The following is a 20,045-nucleotide window of genomic DNA, read 5'->3' as shown; positions in this document are numbered from 1 at the left end:
TAGATTTGATCTCCTATTTGCTAATGGGAGTCATTGCCAGTGGTTGACCCTGAGAAAGTAACCCACTGGCAAAACATTAATCATTTCCAGTTATTACTGGTAATATTGGTAATATAACTCATCTAGCCATAGGAGTCATCATTAATAGAGAATAATGATAGAAGTGCTAAAAATACCTGTAATGCCTACCCCTGAAAAAACTGTGATGCTACAAGTCGAGGTGAAGGAAAGTATTCGCACTCGATTAAGAGTTCAAGCCGTCCAACGGGGGTTGACGATGGGTGAACTCGCCGAGCAGATTCTCGACCAAGCCTTAAAAAAGCTGGAAAAGGAAGGCGTTTAACTAAAACCATAACCAACCTTATTCAGTGGCGATCGCCAGAAAGAGGATGAACGAGAAACTGTAAAACAATTGTTAATAATTGCAGACTGCGTGGCATCTGACCACAATAATTCAATAAACAAGCATTTTTTTGGAGTGAGAAATTCCCAAATTCTCAGCCCTTAAAAAAGGTGAACTCCCAGCTAGTTAACCAGCCAGGAGTTGAAATCTTTTTCCCGTCTTTTGAACTTTGCGAGTACAGAGCGGGTATCCACCTATCGCCATCCAAAAAATAAGGATGGTATATAAAATTATGTTAACTGATGTCAGACCGATTCAACCACATACTACAGAGCGTATTACTTTATTAGTTGGCGACCAATTAATCCGAAAGACTGATGCTCTTGGATTAGAGTCATCTATAATATTTTCCCAACTTATTCGTATCAACTGCACACCAACTTCATTTATTGGAGGTGCAGCATGGTAGCCAACTTCAAACAAAGACTTCCTTATCAATCAGGTAAAAATCAGCCTTGCCCAATCTGCTCTCGCACCAAAGATGGCGACTGCAAGTTTTCTGAAACCGAGGCGCTGTGCCATACACATATAGACGGTGAACCTATCGGTTTAAACAATTCAACCCACCTTTTACTTTGGAAATATAACGGAGCTACTAAGGATCGTGGTTGGGGACAGTATAGGCTAGACACGAGAGAGAGACAAGAGAGAAAGGAAATCCGCGCCAAATCAAGGAAGGAATACTTCTACGACGATCGCAACGGCAACCGATTAATTAAAGTTACCCGCGTAGATGATGGGCAAGGTCGCAAGCAGTTTTATCAGTCTCACTGGGACGGTGAAAAGTGGGTCAACGGCTTGACTGATGAGGTTAAAAAAGCAGTCCCCATTTATAAATACCAGCAAGTTCGATCTGCGATCGCCAATGGTCAACTTATTTTTATGGTCGAGGGCGAAGGGGTAGCCGATGCTCTATGGGAATTGGGCATTGCTGCAACAACAACATTAGGTGGATCTAAAAAATATCGCACTTATGGCGACTACTCGCAGGATTTAGCAGGGGCATTATTGGTAATTAGTCCAGATCGGGATGAATGTGGGCTTGAACACATGGAAGATATTAATCAAGATTTTCCTGATGCCCAGTGGTGCTACTGCTTCCCCGACTCTCCACTATGGCAGCATATACCTAAAAATACTGGAGTCGATCTGGCTGATTGGATTAATAACGATAAAGCGACTGCTACAGATATTATGAACGCTGTAGGGGCGAAACGAGAGTTGAAGCAGTTTAAGCCAAGTAGCGATAACAGCAACAATAATGTCATTTCTCATCCCACAGCTACAAGGGAAATTTACACCAGTGAAGAAGTAACAATAAAGATTGAGCAATTTATCAGTGATGGTCTATCAGGTAGCCAATTAGAAATCCAGCTTGCCAATTTAGCTCACTACTCTCTCTACAGCGAAAATGCTCTGAAAAATATCTACAAAGCACGAATAGCTGAAATTGAGCTATCTGAAAGTAGGGAAGAAGTTAGCGACGAATTAGGTATTTTACTGAGATCGAATTTTTCCACTGTAAAACTTGAAAAAATCTTACCAGTTAACTTAGCGAAACCCATTACAAAATTAGCCACTTGGTTAAACCTAAGACCTGAAGGTTATCTAACCTGCTTGCTAACCGCTACTTCAACACTGCACAAAGTAGGTACGAAATTAGTACTTCACAATGGTATGGGGTTCAAGGTTACGCCCAACTTATTCGCGGGAATTGTTGCTGAATCCTCTCAGAAAAAATCACCGATTCTTAAGGCAATGGTGTCCGAACCTCTGGAAATTCTGCAACAAAAAGCTAGAGAGGAACACGACAAAGCTAAAGAACGATATGAGCGAGATATTGAGGAATGGAACGCAATTAAACCAGATGAAAGGCGCGAACGTTTCCCAGAAGGCAAGCCACAAAAGCCCGTAATGAAACGTTACTCCTACTCAAGCAGTACTAACGAAGGTTTAATCAATCAAGTCCAAGCTCACCCACAGCAAGGTATTTTAGCCAATGTTGATGAATTAGCTGGATTGCTCAAGTCTGCAAATGCTTACAGGAACGGACGCGGTAGTGATGAAGAAGATTTATTAAGTTTTTACGACGGTACAGGTAGCAGCGTTTTACGTGCCGATGGCATGAGGGCAGATTTAACGGGATTACTACTAGGCATCGTTGGCACAATCCAGCCACTAACAATCCAAAAAATGATGCAAGATTGTTCAGATGGCAATGGTAAATGGGCAAGGTTCATCTTTGTTAATCAACCATTAGCAGCATCAGAGATGCCAGATGATGGCGGAAATATTGACCTGACAGAAATGCTGGCTCATCTTTATGAAGCTATCGACAAACTACCAGCTACTACTTACCGACTCAGCCCTGAAGCTTTTCAATATTTTAGAGGGCAGTACAACAAACTAGAGCAGAAACGGATCGACGACCCCAACCCAGGAATGAGAACAGTTTGGGGTAAAACCGAGGGACGTATCGGCAAGCTGGCAATCAACCTGCACGTAATCCACGAACTAATGAACGGGCGGATTCCATCCTCTACTATACCCCTAATCATTATGAAGAAAGCTGTGGAACTAGCTAAGTTCTACTGCCATCAAGTACAGGCGATGTACAGCGAGTTTTCGTCCGGCACACTCGCTCCACACTTAGCCAAAATCCTTCAACTGTGCGATCGCAAACAGCGAGCAGTTACCCCTAGAGATGTGTATCTAACTTACGCTCACGGCAAGCGACCCAAAACCGAACAGGTAAAAATCTGGTTTAACGAATTAGCAGATTTAAAACTGGGTGAGGTTAAGGGCATTGGTCGGTTAATTGAGTTCAAGAGTAACGGGAGTAGTTTCGAGTGTAATTCAAGAGTATCCGAGAGTAACAAAAGTGTAACTTCGAGTGTAATGCTAGAAACTACTGAAAACAATACATGGCAAGGATTAGAAGATTTGGAGTGTAATAAGTGTAATTTTTCGGCTTCTCCTTCAACTGACAAGCAAAATTCTTCAATACAAGCACAATCAGTAGTTGAACCAGATTCAGGAGAGATCGAAAATATTACACTCGATACACTTATTACACTCGAACAGGTGGAAGCCTTACCTGTAGAGGATAAGAGCGAGAGTAATATGGTTACTCAAGAAAATACACACATTACTCTCGAAACTGCATCCGTTACTCAAGAAACTACTGAGGTAGAAAGAACGATTACTGAACAAACGAAGGAACCGACTACTGAGGTAAGTAATGAAGTGGTAGCAGTTGAAGCTAAAAGCCCAGCTATTGAGGTCGGTAATACCGTTAAGGTCAAAAAAGGTGGCGACCGTATCAAAACTAATGAAATCGGGATAACTATTAAATACAACGATTTGGATAAATCTTTTAAGGTCAAGGTCGGGGATAGAGAAGAGGGATTCTACGCTGAGGAGTTGGAGGCGATCGCGATTGCAACCCAACCCGAAGTAGTTAATCCAAGAGTTCTAGAAGTAGGCGACAAGGTACGGGACAACAAAGACAGAAAAGGCACTGTAGCTGGAATTGAAACCTTGAACGGAAAGCTTACCTATGGCATTGACTTCGGCGGAAAGATAGGTGTTATCTGGTTTGCGGAGTCTGATGTAACCATTGGGCGGATCGTTCGCGATTCGCGCGTTGGATGCAATCGCAACAATGAGTATTTTGAGCAAGGTTACAAATCATCTACCTGACACCGCTAGCGCGGTGTGTATGAAAAACTGCGTGACTCCTGTTAAATATTTGATGTTATAACAATTCCCACAAGAATTGCTACCAGTAGCACATTGAATTAATTTAACGATTAAATCTTTAATCATTCCCATCCGTTCTTATTGAAGAACAAAGTTTTTTCATGTTCGTAAATTGAGGTAAAAATGGGACAAGCGAAACGGAGAAAACAGTTTGAGCCTGATTATGGAAAGCCAAAAATAATTACTGGTTCTTTTATATCTGTTTCTGACTTTAGTGATGCCCATGCCATCTACTTGGGTATAAATCGCTTTGGGGAGATTGAAACCCGATTGGTTTCTGCTCACGCTTGCATAAAATCCGCTTGGGAAAAGTTGGGTTATTGTCGAGATGTTTTATCGACTATTAAATTTACAAGCTGGCAAACCAATAATGAAATTAACACTATATTCCTGCAAAATCTGGTTAATTTATATGGTGATTACGAGAGCGACGACGCTATTTATATGTTAGATAACGATGTAATTAAAACGATTTCACCTCCAGTGAAAAAACTCTACACGGTCTCACTTGCCAAACGTCCCGAATTCGATGTTGATTATCGGACTTTTTATGGCAATCCTGACGATTATTGCTTTTTTACAGTTATAGATGAGTCAGGTAAGCCTATTAGCATTTTTGGCGACAAAGAAATTCATATATTCAGCAGTTATGTTACGGCGGCATATGTTGCTGATTACTGCCATGAAAACAAAACTCATCAGTTAAGTCCATCATTATTTAAACAACTATGGACTGAATCAAATAAAATTCAGGGCAAAATCTGACAATGCTCGGATTTTGTATTAAGTTTAGGCAGTAAGAGCGAACTTATGGCACATATCCTGTTTGTATTCGTTTACCAAACACCGAAAAGCGGTGTGTAGGAAAAACTGACGTAAAAGGAACTCTTTTCGTTACGCTGCAATTATGACCACTTATCTAGAACATTAGTAGGTTTCGCTCTATGAAACTTTCCCAAATCCAAAACCAAATTAAATATGTCACCAATGCTGCTGGGGAAAAGACCGAAGTTCTGATCCCTGTTGAAATTTGGGAAACCCTCATAGAACTTCTGCAACCAATAGAAAGTGGACTAGACCCAATAGACTCTAATGAACCCAAAGCCCAAATTTTAGCTGATTTGCAAGAATCCATTCGACAAGGCAGAACAGGGCAAACCTACCCAGTTTCAGCACTCTGGGATGACATGGACAGCTAATATTATGGTTGAAGTTCGCTTTACTCAGGCATTTAAGCGTCGTCTTAAAGCACTTTCAAAACGGTATCGCCAGATTCAACAAGATATTCAACCTATCATTGACGAGCTTCAAAATGGACAATTCATCGGCGACCAAATTTCTGGAACAGATTTTACCGTATTCAAAGTGCGAGCCAAAAACAGCGACATTCCCACAGGAAAAAGTGGTGGCTATCGGCTAATCTATCAATTAGTTTCTCCTCTCTGTGTTCTTTTGCTCTTAATCTATGCCAAATCAGAGCAAACCGATGTCAGCCTAGAAGAAATTGACGATGCAATTAACAAGGCATAGTCTGTACTCGATTTTCTAGCAGTTGCAAAGAAGCTCCACATATTCCCAATGCTCGAAAGTAGCTATCGCCACGCCATTTAAGAAATTAATTCGACTAACTATTTAGGAGAAACGTTTCTCCTAAATAGTTAGTCTCAAACTAAAGATGTTACAAATCATCTCCCATACACAGAAGAGCGCGGTGTCAGAACGAAAAATTCAAAATACGGTGTTGAAGATTTGAGTAGGTATACGCTCTATGATTCGCAAGAAAATGATTTGAGAAGAAGCAGGCTATAAACTTTACCAAGAAGGAGAACTACAAAATTAGGAGCAACGTGGCTCCTAAATGTCGGATGTGGAAGTGAAGCCCTGAAGAAGAAAGTTAGCAGCATTAAGTGCTTGAAGCGAATCAAATTAATCAGCCGCCGTCACGCCCAACCTTGAACTCAGACGTTCCCTAAAAGTGCGGTACATCGCATAAACATCAGCCAACCTACTACCCAAACCAACAGAATCTAAAGTTGGTGGAAGTTCAACATCAGCATCCCAAAGCACTGTATCTAATGAATACCGCTCACTCAACTCCTGCTTAAACAAATGCGCCGTCCCACCACAGAAAATTAACTCATTGCGTTCAGAGGGCAGTTTCTTATCCAACCATCTCGTCAACATCTGAAAATATTCTTCCCTCGCCAGACGAGTCGCCTTGACCATCTGCTTAACATCTTCCTTCTTACCAGCCGCCGAACAACTACGAGCCAACGCCATAAACGGTTGACCTTTCACTTCTGCACCAGCTTCTACAATTGCCCGAATAATTTTATCAGTGGAATGAGTCTCCGTCCCTGAAGTTTCCCTAACAAAAATTTCTACCAGTTTATTACAGCCAAAATTTGAAGTAACACCCTCCCCAACAGCACCTTTATTCGAGAATAGGATCGAAGCATTACGATGTCCAATCATTGCTACTGCTATCACAGACTGCTTGATTGCATCCTTAAGAACTCGTCTGCGATACAAGTAAATACCACCACTCTCCGGCTTGCAATCAAAGAAAACTAGATTAACCTTAAAGTTTCCACTGGGAGTAACAAAATTAGCGAGACTTTCCTTTAACTTCGACTCAAAACGCTCCCGATCATTTTTATATTCCCCAGGGGGAAGTAGGGCAGCAATCGAAATATCAAACTCGTTGCCAAGTCCTAACCGTTCACTTAATACCCAAACAGCAGCAAGAGTTTTACGAATCGCATCTTCCCACTTCAACGGATGTAGATCGACCTCTGCATGAAAACGTTCTCGTGCTAACGCACCAATAGCATAATATTGTTTACCAATAGCAATCCAGCAACTATTCTCCGGTTCAGTCGCTCCCAACGTTCCTGACATATAAGCATCAATCGACGCTTTGGTTACTGGTTCCACTTCAGGGTTAAGGCAGATTAAAAACGGCTTACCAATTCCTGACTCAATTCTCAATCCAATACCCTTAGCTCCCGAACCACCAAAGTCCATTACTAAAGCTGCTGCTGGATTTAACGAATTCTGCATATAAATTATTAATACTGTTGACTTCTTTTAAAACTTGAAAGGTTTAACTGTCATCGTGCCTAAGTAATATTGTCAATCAAAATCATTGACACCTAACTCGTCATCTAAATCTTCAGGTGTTGGTAGCTGTTCAGTAGTAACAGTTGGATAAGCTATCGCTTCTACAGACTCAACAGGCACTACTGGAACCGAGGATGCAGGTATTGATGTAGTCTCCTCCAACTGCAACACCCGCTTAATCAATTGAATCTGCTTTTCCAGATCCAAAATAGCCGACCATCCCACTTCTCGCAGCACAGCCGGATTTTCTTCACCAGCCTTAATCATTGCTAGTGGCATCCAATAAGCACGACAAGCAGATAGCACAGCTTCCGTTGAACTTATTGTAGGATGGTGCAGCAGATAGTCGAGCAGTTTTCCCTCTGCCTGCTGCTTACTTCTCTTAATCCTCAGCTTCAATTCAAATGACTCAAAATTAGGCATAAATACTTACTAAAAACGGTGTAATATTGTGGATTATCAGTGGCTAAAAATGGAATGTTATGGAACATTGTGGAATATTAGGGAATAAGTTGCTAGTAGTTTGATTCTTATTTGCAATTAAGACTAATTATTGACAATAAAATAGCCCCTTTTATCCCCCTTTATTCCAGTTAATACCACTATATGTCCTAAATATTCCACAATATACCACCCGAAAACTATCTCTCTGATGGTATAAACGCGCCCTAGAGCAGTGCGCCAAAATAGAACGATAACTTTGACCACGTAATTGACAGCAGCGAGGTATGGGCGGCAATATATATTTATTGCAAGATTTTAATTTGTTTGCCGCCCAATCCTCGTTGGGGGACACCCCCAAGCCCCCGCAACAGATCGCTCACTGAAATAAAAAATAGTGAAGCCGTTTGAATTACCCTGTGTGACAAATGAAGCACAAACCGCCACGAGAAAAATCGCAACAGCAGAAGCGAACAAGAATGTTCAACCTGCTACTTACTCCTGAAGAAGATGAACTATCGTTCGCTAAGGCAAACGAGGTAGGGTTAAGTCGAGCCGAAGCATTTCGTCGCGCTTTCTTTCGTCGCCAGTTTCCCCGCAAGGTAACTACTGTTGCACTCTCCACTTATCGAGAGTTGGGTAAGATATCGGTTAACTTGACCAACACTGGGAACAACATTAACCAGATAGCTAGGGGCATTAATACCAGTCTTCAAAGAGATCAAGCAGTACAGGTAGACACAAGCGCGATCGCACTCCTCAATGAACTATCTGCTCAACTCAATCAAACAACAGAACTGCTGCATCAGGTACGCAGAGAGATAATGGACTCCAACAGTGTTACTGAAGACTTTGAGGAGTTGCAAGTTGATTAGTAACACTATTAAAGGTAAAAGTTTCTCAGGTTGCGTCAAGTACGTGATGAACCAGTCAGGTGCAGAAATGCTTGACACCAATATGTCAGGACGCAATGCACTGGAGATGATTGCCGAGTTTCAAATAGGACGAGTGATTAACTCCAACGTCAAAAATATAGTTTTTCACGCTTCACTGTCAGCAGCGCCAGGGGAAGAACTGAGTAACGATACTTGGAGAGATTTAGCCCGTGATTACCTAGAAGGTATGGGCTTTGATGACAATCAATATATAGTAGTCAGACATCACGAACCAGAGGATAACGGTAAACACGACCACTCCCACGTTCACATCGTTGCTAGTCGTGTCAAGTTGACAGCAGAATGCGTGTCTGACTCGTGGGACTATCTACGCTCTTTAAATTTGATGAGAGAATTGGAGCAGAAATACGATCTAGTTCCAACCCCGCACCATCTCAGCAATCAGAAAGAACAGCACAATCCCACTAAAGGGGAGATACGGGTACTGTATCAACAGCAGCAGGAATTTGAAGAGGGTAAACGCACTGAACCTCCTCAACCATCTGCAAGGATGAAGCTGCAAGCATTAATTGATGAATTGACCCAGAAACCTACAACGATGACTGATCTTATAGATAAGTTGCAGTCAACAGGTGTAGAAGTCAGGATTAAGCAGACTCGCAACAATATTATTCAAGGCATTAGTTTCGCACACCCAGATTGGGAGCATGGTTTTAAAGGTAGTGATTTAGGAAAACATTACAGTTGGGCAGGGTTGCAAACTCATAAATCTGTAAGTTTTGATCCAGTTAGAGATGCAGAGGCGATCGCCAATTCAGCTACTAATAGTCGTGCAAGTATAAATAAGAAAATAGCTGCGAAACACTTACAAATAGAGGTGGCAGATGGGATTGCAGGAACAGTTACAGCAGAAAGCCAAACAGCAAGCACGAGAGTTAGTGACACAAGTGCAACTGCCAGATCAAATAGAGGAGTTGAAATCTGCGATCGCACAATTGAGTCAGCAGATCTCCAATCTGACCCAGGAAAACAACTGGTTGAAACAGCAGTTAGCCAACTCGATAGAAACACAGAGCAACTTACAACAGCAGTTAGCCAACTCGATAGAAGCACAGACGACTTTAGCAGAAGGCTTGAGCGAACTAACAGTAACAGTAGAAAACGTACAGAACAATCAGAACGAGAATTGGCAACAGCCCCTATCGGTGCTAGAGCAGAAAATACAGCAGCTAGAGAAAAACCTGCCAAACAATTCGACCTGGCAAAAGAGCTTAACCAACTTGGATCAGCAGTTCACGAATTTAACGCAGAACTTTCATTGCAGATTGGACGAAATCGAAGTGCGGGTAGCGACAGTAGAACAGCAAGCAGCACAGCAAGATCAAGTCAGCCAACAGCAAGCCCAACAACTGGAATTAGTGCAGCAGACATCTCTCAACAGTTTGAAGAAATTAACCGAATCCATGATGGCATCAGACGCAGACGTAGAACAGCGGCTCAAGAACCAGTTGCAACAACAGAATTTGAACAAGGAGCCAACTCACTTAATGCAACAATTGACTCACTTAACCAACTCAACGGCTACATTGCAGAAGGAATTAAACAGCTTAATGCAGAGGGAGAAGGACGGACTACCCAGCATAGAGAAGAAATTCATTTTGTACGAGCAGAACATGATGTCAGCCTTGCTAGCGATCGACGAGAGGATCATCAATCTGGAAGGGTTTCAGGTGTATTACACGGAGAAGGACAAAACACATCAACGCCTGGACTCAGTGGAGAAACAAATCAAGGAACACGTAACTCAGCTAAAACCAATGACGACACTTCAACAACAGGTGCAGATGCTAGAACAAAAAGTGACGAAAAAGCGGGGAGTCTTTGGGGGATAAAAGGAACGAAAAGTCAAGGACAAAAGCCATCTAACATCAGCTTGGACGCTTTCTTAGCAATACTGAGTATCAGACAGCCTCAATACCATTTTTATTCCAGTTATGCACCGAGTGAAAACACTCCAGAAAAGAAACTTGAAGCATATAAAATTACTAAATCCGAACTTGTACAAGCAAAAAAACAATGGGAATCTAGTCCTGTATGGGAGCAGCGTCAAAATTGGGAACGCAATCTGATTACAAAAGCATTTGAAAGTTTTATTTCTTCAGAACAAAAAAACTCTTCATTTGTGAGAGCATCTTTTTCTTATCCTCCATACGAAGCTACCTTATCCAATGGAAAAACTTTAGAAATACATTCTCAATACTCAAGAAGCATTAGCTACAAAACTCACCGAGATCATCAAGCTAATGAATGTACTATAGAGCCTAAATACCAACAGGACTTTTTACTGCCAGGGCAACAGCTAGAAATTAATCATGAAGCCGAGCAACAGCTAGAAAATAACATTCAAGAAAATCAACAATTAGTTGAACAAAAACCAAAAGAATTAGACACTACACGCAATCAAGAATCCAACAGTTTAAATCCAGAGCCAGCTACTCCAGTTCTTCCTACTAAACGGTTGGAACTACCAAAAGATACCCTAGCCGCCATAGACTATTTGGATAAAATTTACCATGAATTAGTAACAGAAGTAAAACAGGACAATAACTTCACGTTGCGAGATGATCTAGATGTTGGCGTGGCTTTATTCGCACTCAATGAAGGCTATAGTAATAAGGATGTGAAGCATATCTTACTGAGAAGTCCTAAAAGTCAAGATTTTCAGCATGATCCTAAAGCTTTTGAAAAGTTTTATGCTTACAGAGAAGAAAGGTTGGCAATCGCTCTAACATTAAAGCAGTTAGAAGATGACCCAAAACAAAACAAACGAGTAACAATTGTTGATTCAATTGTTGAAGAATTGTTCAAAACTATCAAGTATGGTCAGTCACAAGTAGAAGATAACTACACTTTTAAGCGAGTTGGAAATACTTGTACTGTGATTGCTCACGACGAGCGTGGGGAAGTGTTTAAGTTGAATGGTAAATGGATAGAGAAGTGTAATCTAACTGATGAAGATGTTAGACAATGGCAGCAAATATCAGAAAAATTGAAGGAAAAGGAACAAGAGAGACAGAACAGTCTGCCAAGATATATTCCATCGCCCAGTAATGAACAAAAGCAGTTGGAATTGTAGCGTGAAAGTACAGCCCGACTTTATTAAAATAATATGGCATAAAGACAAAATTAATTTGATAGCAATACAACCAAAGCCTTATGGAATCGTTGGTTTTTGACTGTTTGCCCCTCAAAGGGCAGACAGTCGGAAATCAATACAAGAAAGGATTTGAGAGTTTTTGGAGATGTCTATTGACTTTATGCTGAGTGCGAAAAGAGATAGACGAGCAGCGAAACGGTTTCTGTGCAAAGCGTTAAAGGCAACTAGCAGTCAACCTCCTCATGTAATTAATATGGATAAAAACGCGGCTTATCCACCATCCGTTGAAGAGTGGAAAGCAGAAGAAACATTGGCTCAAGCTGGCGAGTTACGCCAAAACAAATACTAAATAATCTTGTGGAGCAAGACCATAGGTTTATCAAGAAGTTGGTCAATCTTATGTTGGGGCTTCAATCATTTTACACAGCTAGAAAAACACTTATTGGTTACGAAGCAATGAATATGATAAGAAAGGGGCAGGTGGGAGTAGCCAAAGGAGATATTTTAAAACAAGTCAAATTTGTGGCTCAAATTTTTGGGAGAGTTGCATAAACCAAACTGCAAGAACAGGAATTCTCTGTCCTCAATAACTTTTTGCAACACAACTCTGGAAAAAGGGAGAGAGAAGGTACAATATTATGAACGCAACTTGGTATCAGAGCGGGTGACAGTACTCAAAAACGGAAAAAGGGAAGGTTAATCCCTTCCCTCTGAAATCAATTCAAGCTATTATTGTTAGCGAGAGGGGCTACAAAGTACGGGTTTTGGCTTAGGAGGATTGTCCCTATCCGGGTTGTTCTTGAACACATCTAAAGTCTTCAAATCAACGTAGCGATCGCTGACTTTCTTTAAAGTCTTGTTGGTCGAAGCCTCAAAGCCATAAACCTCAACCCGGCAATGCTTTTCCTTGAGATATTCAACAAAGGGTTTGAAATCTCCGTCGCCACTGACTAACACAACAGTATCGCTAGTGTCGATGCAACGAATCATTTGAAGCATGATCTCTGGATCTAAATTGCCCTCCTTAGAGCCATCTTTGTGTTGAATGATTTCTTGGGAGACAACCTTGTAGCCAATAGAATTAAGGAATTTCAAGAAGTTGACTTCCTTCTCTTTAGCAGAGTCTACAGAGGCAAAATGGAATGCTCCTATTAGTTGAGAGGCTCCCTGACTTAACTCAGGTATGAGTTTCTGATAATCAATCCTCAGCCCTTGTTCTTTAGCACTCAGGAAAGTATTGTCGCCGTCAATGATGAGGCTAATACGTCCTTTTTGTCCGGCAGTCAGAGGGGCTTTAGTAGGAGTTAGCTTTTGAGACAGCTCTTCGATGCCAGTGTTCATAGAACTCATTTCTCCCACTAAGGCTCCATACTGTTTTTGAAGAAGCTGAAGCTGTAGAGATGGGTTTTGCTTCAACTGAAGGATGCACACAAAAGGCACGATAGCTAGCCAAACTTGTTGAAAAACTGCTGCTGCTACTGTTGAACTAACAGATAAAAAAGCCAAGATAACATTTCTAAAATCAGAAGAAGAGGAAACTTTAGCGTTAGTAACCATGTCAAAAAACTCCATGAATAATAACAAAAGCCAGTTATTTGGTTTTTAGCTAATATTTAATCACTAGCTCTTTCATATCAATGTATTACAGTTAACTAATAAGTATTCAAGATGTTTAGTAATATTCTCAAGCAATATAATTGGCTAGTTGAGTTCAGCTTTTGCTCGTATTTTGTGTATAAATAGTCGCAAGTTATTCAAATAAAATGGGTTTGTGCAAAATTATTCACAAACTGAATTAGGAGCTTTTTATTGGTTAAAAAAGAGATATAGCATTATTTGGGAGGGAGGAAATGTCCCTTTTTACCAGTCGCAGTTATGTTAGACCATATATAAATAGTCGAACTGATTAGAATCTAGTTATTGACTGAAGACTGGAGATCAAAGGAAGATGAAAAAAGTAGAGTTCAACGATCGCCTAGAGCAACTTACCCGGTTTCAAAAGCCTGTGCTAAAGCAGTTTTTAGCTGGAAAGACGGATAAGGAGATTACTGACTCCTTAGGGCTAAGCAGTGAGTCCACGACGAGAAAACACATTTCCAATGTCTGTAAGGTATTTGACCTCACTAATGGGGAAGGGGAACACCTCTCCTATCGGCCTGATTTGATCGATCTGTTCATCGAACACCACCCGGACTGGGTGGCTCCCCAGCTGCGCGATCGCTATATCCTTCAGAAACCAGAGCCAGACTTTCCCGGTCGTCCTGTTGCCTTAGACTCTAACTTTTATATTGCTCATCCTTCAATTGAAGAAGATTGCGCTAAAGAAGTTCTCAAACCGGGGGGATTAGTACGGCTTAAGGGGGCTAAGAAAATGGGAAAAACCTCTCTGCTCAATCGAACGCTTGCCAAGGCCGAGCAAGAAGGCTATCGAACGGTCTATTTAAACCTGCGACAGGTAGACACATCTATTGTGAAAGACTTAGACCGATTTTTACAGTGGTTTTGTGCCTCTGTGAGTAAAAAACTAGGGCTAAAACCTCAGTTAGATGAGTGGGATAGCGATCTGTTTGGCAGTCTCACCTGTTGTACTGATTACTTTCAGATGTATTTGTTAGAGCCAATGGATACTCCCTTGGTTGTAGGGATGGATGAGGTAGATAGACTATTTGAGTATCCGGCGATCGCTGAATCTTTTTTTCCAATGTTGCGGGGGTGGTACGAGGCGCGCAACAACGATCCGGCGACTTGGAGTAAGCTGCGCCAAGTAGTAGTTTACGCTACTGATGTCTACATCAACCTCAATAGCAATCAATCTCCCTTTAATGTAGGGCCGGGTAAGATTTTACCCAAGTTGACGAGGGAAGAGGTAGCGCAGCTAGCGCAGTGTTATGGATTGAGATGGTCTTCAGGTCGAGAGGTTGACAGTTTAATGGCATTAGTGGGGGGACATCCCTATCTCATTCAACTGGCACTCTATCACATCCAGAAGGGGGAGATATCTCTAGAACAACTGTTAGCCTCAGCTTCAACTCTTACAGGTATTTATCGCAATCACTTAGAACATCTCCGGGAGAACTTGGAGTCTCAGCCTTCCATCGTAGCTGCTTTTAAAAAGGTCATAACCTCTCCAGAGGGTGTGGAATTGCTACAAGAGGCAAGTTACAAACTACAAGGATTAGGGTTAGTGGAGCTTAATAACAACCAAGTTAAACTAAGTTCTAAACTCTATCAGCACTACTTCCAAGAATCTCTAGGATGACGCTCTTAATTGTTTTCAGTCTTCTATATTGCTGAGTGGCTTAACCTATGAGTTCATCTAACAGTCATACCTATGAATATCAAGTCGGCGGGAGTTTAACCGTCGATGCTCCCTATGTCCGGCGACAAGCCGATGACAACTTGTATGCGGCTCTCAAAGCCGGAAAATTCTGCTATGTGTTTAACTGCCGACAGATGGGCAAGTCGAGTCTCCGAGTGCGAATGGTGGAGCAACTTAAAGCGGAAAAGATTAGTTGTGCCTCTCTTGACTTGACCACAATTGGCAGTGAAGGAATCACCCCTGAAAAGTGGTATCGAGCCATTATCCTCCAATTACACCGAAATTTTAAATTAACTGCCCAATTAAACTTGAAAGATTGGTTAGCAGAACAGGAGCAGTTATCCCCTCTACAGCAGTTATATCTGTATCTAGAAGATGTGATCTTGGTTTGCGTTTCAGGAGAGAAAGTTGTCATTTTCATTGATGAGATTGATAGCGTCCTCAATCTTGATTTCGGTGTTAGTGACTTTTTTGCTTTAATTCGAGCGTGTTACAACCTGCGAGTTGATAATCCTGCTTATGAGCGACTGAATTTTGTCTTGTTAGGAGTGGCGACACCTTCAGGGTTGATTCGAGATCCTAATAAAACTCCTTTTAATATTGGCGAAGGAATCGAACTGGAGGGATTAGAGTTTGAGAAGTCGGAAGTATTAGCGGAAGGGTTAGCAGAAAAGGCTAAAAATCCTCAAGCGGTACTGAAGGAAATACTGTACTGGACGGGGGGACAACCTTTTTTAACTCAAAAATTGTGTAAATTAGTGCAGGAAGATCGAGGAGAGATTATACAAGCAGGAGAGGAAAAAATTAGGATTGAGCAGTTAGTAAGATTTTATTTAATTGACAATTGGCAATCAAATGATGAACCCGTCCATTTTAAGACTATTGAAAGTCGCTTTTTAGTGGGTAAAGAACGTGCTGGCAGATTGTTGGGTTTATATCAGGAAATTTTACAGAAAGGGGCGAGCGCTGCTGATGATAGTCCAGAACAGATAGAATTAAAGCTATCTGGATTAGTAGTTAAGCGGGTAGATAAATTAAAGGGTTATAACCCTATCTATGAGCAGGTTTTTAATAAAGATTGGGTTGAAGAGCAGTTAGCTAAGTTACGCCCTTCTTTCTTTAATAAAGCACTAAAGGATTGGGAAATTTCTCACCGACAGGATGAATCTAAGCTACTACAAGAGCAAGAATTACAGAAAGTCCTGGAATGGGCAGATGGTAAACTTTTGAGCAGATCGGAGTCGGAGTTTATAGTTTCTAGCCAAAAAAAAGCTTTGGCTAAATTGGATAAAAAACAGAAAAAAGCAAACTTGTTTTTTTTAGTAACTGTGTTTGTAAGTTGTGTCTTGATTTTGATAAGTTTTACTCAATGGAGACGGGTCGAGCAAGAAAGGGAAATTAACAAAAAATTAGAAATTTCAAAGCAAGAATTTTATAAAGGTGAACAATTAACTGCGCTTTTGACAGTTATGAAAGCAGCAAATCAATTAAAACAACCAGGGGCTTTTGCTAACTCAGAAACAAAAGAAAGGGTTGTGACTACATTAAGAAAAACTATTTACAGTTTGGACGAAATCAATTCCTTTCCGGCTTATAAAAATATGACAGTTCATAGCATTGGTTGGAGTCCTAATGCAAAAGTGTTCGCCACTGCCAGCTATGGAGTACTAGATGGTAGGTATCAAGTGTGGGATGTGAATGGGAAGCTTCTGGAAACTTCAAAGGAGGTAATTAAAGGACGTGATGGAATTCATAGAGCTTTTTTCAGATTAAAGGGAAACACAAGTTATTTTTATAAACTAAACTTAACATGTCAGTCAAATGAATGCATTCCTATAGCTACTGACTCTAACCTCCAGATAACTGCCAGTGGAGGTCCTAACGGATATATTAATTTTTACAACTTGGTGAATAATAAAAAATTAAGAAGATTCCAACATAGTAAATTTAAGAACATAAATAATAATGAAAAAGCTGTTACCAGTCTCCGATTCAGTCCTAATGGCAAAACACTCGCTTCAGGTGGAAAGGACAATACCGTTCGACTTTTTAATGTAACAAATGGTCAACTTCTGCAAACCTTTCCAAAACACATTGGCGATATAGAAAGCATTAGTTGGAGTCCACACGGTAGGATGATTGCCGCAGCTAGTCAAAATCAGATCAAATTTTGGAGCCTAGATGGCAAGGAACTACGCACCTTTAAACAGAAGAATAATATTACCAGCATTAGATTCAGCCATGATGGATATACGCTTGCTGCCGGTAATGCTGATGGCACTATCACGCTTTTTGCTTTAGATGGAGAAGAAATAAAAACGTTTAAAGGACACAAGTCTCCGGTTACGAGCTTTAATTTTAGTCCCGATGCTAAAGTTCTTGTATCGGGAAGTTTAGAAGGAAACATCAAAATTTGGTCATTAGAGAATCGGAAAGAGCGGTCACTTGATGAGATAAGCTGTCCAGATTTTGCCCTATTTTATAATTTAAAGTGTTCAAACTTTGAAGATTATCCTATTAGGGTTGATATCAATCCTAAGAATAAAACTGTGGCTGTTGGACAAAACACAACTATCAATTTATGGAATTTAGAAGGTCAACTTATACGAAGTTTTAAAGTTACCCAAACTTCACATTCACAAAAAAAAGGCGTAATCCACGATATCCAATTTAGCCCAGATGGCAAGATATTAGCTTATGCTAATACTGACAAAACTATAAAATTTTTGTCTCTATATGGTCAAGAAATATGCACTCTAAAAGGTCATAAGGCATCGGTGTGGTCCCTTGATTTTAGTTTAAATGGAAAAGTCCTAGCATCTACAAGTGCCGATGGTGTCATAAAACTGTGGGATGTACAAAACTGCCGGGAATTACGGACTTTAGAGTACAGTAAAAAAGCTCCTGCTCCTATTTCTGATGTAAGCTTTAGTCCTGATGCAAAGATGTTAGTCTCTATTAGTTTGGACGGGTTAATTCATTTTTATTCTTGGTCATTATCTGGTTCACAACGGAGATCTATGAGTTCTCAAGACGCTAGTAGTCTAGATTTTAGCCCTAATGGTGAATTTATTGCGGTAGGAACTACAAGTGGTCTTGTGAAGCTCTGGAGAATACAGAACAAAGATCTAAAATCTAAAATTATAGATATTAAAACTTTAGATCTTCCACAAGAAGTCTTGGGAGAACATACCGACGGGGTCTGGAATATTAAATTTAGTCCAGATGGAAAAACTCTGGCATCTGCCAGTGAAGATAAGACTATCAAACTTTGGAATGTAGAAGACGGTCGGTTATTAAAAACTCTCGAAGGTCACGAAGCTTCCGATCTTAGTTTTAGTTCCGACGGCAAGATACTTGCCTCTACGAGTAGAGATGGAACAACCATTTTATGGCATCTAGATAGCGGCCAGAAACAAATTTTATCAGAGTTGACCTTAGATAATTTATTAGTCCAAGGATGTCATTTACTAAGAAACTATTTAGATACCCATACTGAAGTTAATCAAACAGAAGGCTACCCTTGTAAAGGTATTGAACGAGATTGGTTAGCAGAAGGAAAAGAACTCGCTCAAGCTGGTAATATTGATGAAGCAGTCAAAAAGTTTGAGATAGCAAAAAAACAAAACCCTCAACTCAACTTTGAGCCGAAAACGGCTGCAAAAAAAATTGCGGCTCAAACTCAATTAAAGTATGGAGAGATAGTGTTGCATGGGGGCAATGTAAAGCAAGCAATAGCATATTTCCAAGAAGCCGAAAAGCTCGCTCCATCGTTTATTAGCCAAAATTATTGGAATACGCTTTGTTGGCTAGGAAGTTTAGATGGCTACGCTAAAGAAGTACTTAGTGCCTGTGACAAAGCTGTAGAACCTAAATCAGAAGAATTATTTAATTATCTAGAAAGTCGTGCTTTAGCTAAAACACTAACTGGAGATACAGAAGGTGCTCTTGAAGATTTTAAGAAAAGTTTACAATTGGTTGATGATAAATTAAAAAGCATTCAAACCGATTTAAATAAATATAATAATGTTCAACCTGAATATCTCAAAGGTAGAAGCGAGTACTGCAATTTACTCTACGATAGGGTTTCATTGACTAAGAAAAAAGAAAGAATACAACCTTGGATTAAGCAACTTGAAGTAGGTAAAAATCCTTTCACTACCAAAAAAATAGATTCATTATTTATTTCCTCAGATTTGTTGATTATTCCTGATAATAACTGTGATAATAGCTAGTGGATAGGAATAAGAATTAAAAAATTCGCGTTAAAATAAAATCAGCAATTTATTGCGATTGTAGGAAACACGCTTAACCCAGTTTTCTAGCCCATTACTACTCGCACCCTCAGAATTAATGAATCAAGGGGCGATGTCGCTTGTCTGGGATTTGCTCTCCAAGCTCAATAGAAGCGCATTTACAACAAATAGAGCTTGGTGGTTCCTCTAATGGGTTTTTAAAAGCAACTACATATATAGAACCCATTTGACATCTTTCCCTGTGGTACTTAGCTTTGAAGTAAGCCGTCGTTAAGTGATCAACGATAGAGCCTGTTCAGCAAAACCGTTTTCTGCCAGAAAATGGGAAAATCCAGCTAGTTGCAAGGCTTCTGCTTCCAGAATTAGATCTCAAATGGGTTCTATAAAACCATACTAATGTTCATAGGAATGCCGTATTAAAAGCATCCATGTTTTGCTGTGATTAAATTTGCACAAACCCATAAACAGGCTAATTCTTGTGCATAGTTCTACACAAAACTAATAGTTAAAAGTCTCTATTAAGTCTGTAAAACTCTCTTTGAGAATCTTACTGCACAACAAAATTACCTGAAAAAATCTATGTTGCAATAAACATAGAAACAAATAGAAGAACGAGTGAAACACATCTCGGAGACAAGAGAGAAAATCACTCAATCAAACTGAACCATGACAACTGAATATCAACAAC

At 40.4% G+C, this 20,045-nt stretch carries 13 protein-coding genes and 1 pseudogene; 11 read left to right on the top strand and 3 right to left on the bottom strand.

What is annotated here, in order from left to right:
- Nucleotides 1-154: 154 nt before the first annotated feature.
- The 6 genes from CRI9333_RS24225 (at nt 155) to CRI9333_RS24200 (ending at nt 5,695) form a co-directional block, all read left to right on the top strand.
- Nucleotides 155-343, top strand: a complete 189-nt coding sequence (locus CRI9333_RS24225; RefSeq protein ID WP_015180079.1) for a ribbon-helix-helix protein — start codon at nt 155-157, stop codon at nt 341-343.
- Between the two features lie 277 nt (nt 344-620).
- On the top strand, nt 621-812 hold the full coding sequence (locus tag CRI9333_RS24220) for a hypothetical protein (protein ID WP_015180078.1): 192 nt from the start codon (nt 621-623) through the stop codon (nt 810-812).
- Nucleotides 806-4,105 carry a DUF3987 domain-containing protein gene (locus tag CRI9333_RS24215; protein WP_015180077.1) on the top strand — a complete coding sequence of 1,100 codons (3,300 nt, stop codon included), beginning with the start codon at nt 806-808 and terminating at the stop codon, nt 4,103-4,105. Before CRI9333_RS24220 ends, CRI9333_RS24215 begins: the two co-directional genes overlap by 7 nt.
- Before the next feature lie 183 nt (nt 4,106-4,288).
- Nucleotides 4,289-4,930, top strand: coding sequence for a hypothetical protein (locus CRI9333_RS24210; RefSeq protein ID WP_015180076.1), 642 nt, complete (start codon nt 4,289-4,291; stop codon nt 4,928-4,930).
- Between the two features lie 179 nt (nt 4,931-5,109).
- A complete protein-coding gene (locus tag CRI9333_RS24205; RefSeq protein WP_015180075.1) occupies nt 5,110-5,364 on the top strand; it encodes a hypothetical protein in 255 nt (84 codons plus the stop codon).
- 4 nt (nt 5,365-5,368) lie between these two features.
- Entirely contained in the window at nt 5,369-5,695 is a 327-nt protein-coding gene (locus tag CRI9333_RS24200; protein ID WP_041227104.1) for a type II toxin-antitoxin system RelE family toxin, read from the top strand.
- A 396-nt stretch (nt 5,696-6,091) separates the two neighbouring features.
- Here the strand turns inward: CRI9333_RS24200 and CRI9333_RS24195 are convergent, their stop codons facing one another.
- Nucleotides 6,092-7,228, bottom strand: a complete 1,137-nt coding sequence (locus tag CRI9333_RS24195) for a ParM/StbA family protein (RefSeq protein WP_015180073.1) — start codon at nt 7,226-7,228, stop codon at nt 6,092-6,094.
- 72 nt (nt 7,229-7,300) lie between these two features.
- On the bottom strand, nt 7,301-7,711 hold the full coding sequence (locus CRI9333_RS24190) for a hypothetical protein (protein ID WP_015180072.1): 411 nt from the start codon (nt 7,709-7,711) through the stop codon (nt 7,301-7,303).
- A 446-nt stretch (nt 7,712-8,157) separates the two neighbouring features.
- Between CRI9333_RS24190 and CRI9333_RS24185 the strand changes: the two genes are divergently transcribed.
- The 3 genes and pseudogenes from CRI9333_RS24185 to CRI9333_RS28660 all read left to right on the top strand — a co-directional run bounded on the left by CRI9333_RS24185 (nt 8,158) and on the right by CRI9333_RS28660 (nt 12,334).
- Entirely contained in the window at nt 8,158-8,604 is a 447-nt protein-coding gene (locus CRI9333_RS24185; RefSeq protein ID WP_015180071.1) for a plasmid mobilization protein, read from the top strand.
- On the top strand, nt 8,597-11,761 hold the full coding sequence (locus tag CRI9333_RS25350) for a relaxase/mobilization nuclease domain-containing protein (RefSeq protein WP_015180070.1): 3,165 nt from the start codon (nt 8,597-8,599) through the stop codon (nt 11,759-11,761). The genes CRI9333_RS24185 and CRI9333_RS25350 overlap by 8 nt, the downstream gene beginning before the upstream one ends.
- A 166-nt stretch (nt 11,762-11,927) precedes the next feature.
- A pseudogene (locus CRI9333_RS28660) lies at nt 11,928-12,334 on the top strand (DDE-type integrase/transposase/recombinase).
- A gap of 183 nt (nt 12,335-12,517) precedes the next feature.
- Here CRI9333_RS28660 and CRI9333_RS25335 read toward each other — a convergent pair.
- Nucleotides 12,518-13,339 carry a LabA-like NYN domain-containing protein gene (locus CRI9333_RS25335; protein ID WP_015180069.1) on the bottom strand — a complete coding sequence of 274 codons (822 nt, stop codon included), beginning with the start codon at nt 13,337-13,339 and terminating at the stop codon, nt 12,518-12,520.
- Nucleotides 13,340-13,730: 391 nt separating this feature from the next.
- Here CRI9333_RS25335 and CRI9333_RS24165 point away from each other — a divergent pair, with 391 nt between their 5' ends.
- Both CRI9333_RS24165 and CRI9333_RS24160 read left to right on the top strand, forming a co-directional pair.
- A complete protein-coding gene (locus CRI9333_RS24165; protein ID WP_015180068.1) occupies nt 13,731-15,041 on the top strand; it encodes an AAA-like domain-containing protein in 1,311 nt (436 codons plus the stop codon).
- Between the two features lie 47 nt (nt 15,042-15,088).
- Entirely contained in the window at nt 15,089-19,336 is a 4,248-nt protein-coding gene (locus tag CRI9333_RS24160; RefSeq protein WP_015180067.1) for a WD40 domain-containing protein, read from the top strand.
- The last annotated feature ends 709 nt before the right edge of the window (nt 19,337-20,045 follow it).

This window comes from Crinalium epipsammum PCC 9333, assembly GCF_000317495.1.
Classification (GTDB): Bacteria; Cyanobacteriota; Cyanobacteriia; order Cyanobacteriales; family PCC-9333; genus Crinalium; species Crinalium epipsammum.
Note: the sequence above shows the minus strand (reverse complement) of the source record. Positions and strands in the feature narration are given on the sequence as shown.

Bases quoted from the DNA above. Each gene is read 5' to 3' on its own strand.
- CRI9333_RS24225 (WP_015180079.1), top strand. From the start codon at position 155: ATGATAGAAGTGCTAAAAATACCTGTAATGCCTACCCCTGAAAAAACT.
- CRI9333_RS24220 (WP_015180078.1), top strand. From the start codon at position 621: ATGGTATATAAAATTATGTTAACTGATGTCAGACCGATTCAACCACAT.
- CRI9333_RS24215 (WP_015180077.1), top strand. From the start codon at position 806: ATGGTAGCCAACTTCAAACAAAGACTTCCTTATCAATCAGGTAAAAAT.
- CRI9333_RS24210 (WP_015180076.1), top strand. From the start codon at position 4,289: ATGGGACAAGCGAAACGGAGAAAACAGTTTGAGCCTGATTATGGAAAG.
- CRI9333_RS24205 (WP_015180075.1), top strand. From the start codon at position 5,110: ATGAAACTTTCCCAAATCCAAAACCAAATTAAATATGTCACCAATGCT.
- CRI9333_RS24200 (WP_041227104.1), top strand. From the start codon at position 5,369: ATGGTTGAAGTTCGCTTTACTCAGGCATTTAAGCGTCGTCTTAAAGCA.
- CRI9333_RS24195 (WP_015180073.1), bottom strand. From the start codon at position 7,228: ATGCAGAATTCGTTAAATCCAGCAGCAGCTTTAGTAATGGACTTTGGT.
- CRI9333_RS24190 (WP_015180072.1), bottom strand. From the start codon at position 7,711: ATGCCTAATTTTGAGTCATTTGAATTGAAGCTGAGGATTAAGAGAAGT.
- CRI9333_RS24185 (WP_015180071.1), top strand. From the start codon at position 8,158: ATGAAGCACAAACCGCCACGAGAAAAATCGCAACAGCAGAAGCGAACA.
- CRI9333_RS25335 (WP_015180069.1), bottom strand. From the start codon at position 13,339: ATGGTTACTAACGCTAAAGTTTCCTCTTCTTCTGATTTTAGAAATGTT.
- CRI9333_RS24165 (WP_015180068.1), top strand. From the start codon at position 13,731: ATGAAAAAAGTAGAGTTCAACGATCGCCTAGAGCAACTTACCCGGTTT.
- CRI9333_RS24160 (WP_015180067.1), top strand. From the start codon at position 15,089: ATGAGTTCATCTAACAGTCATACCTATGAATATCAAGTCGGCGGGAGT.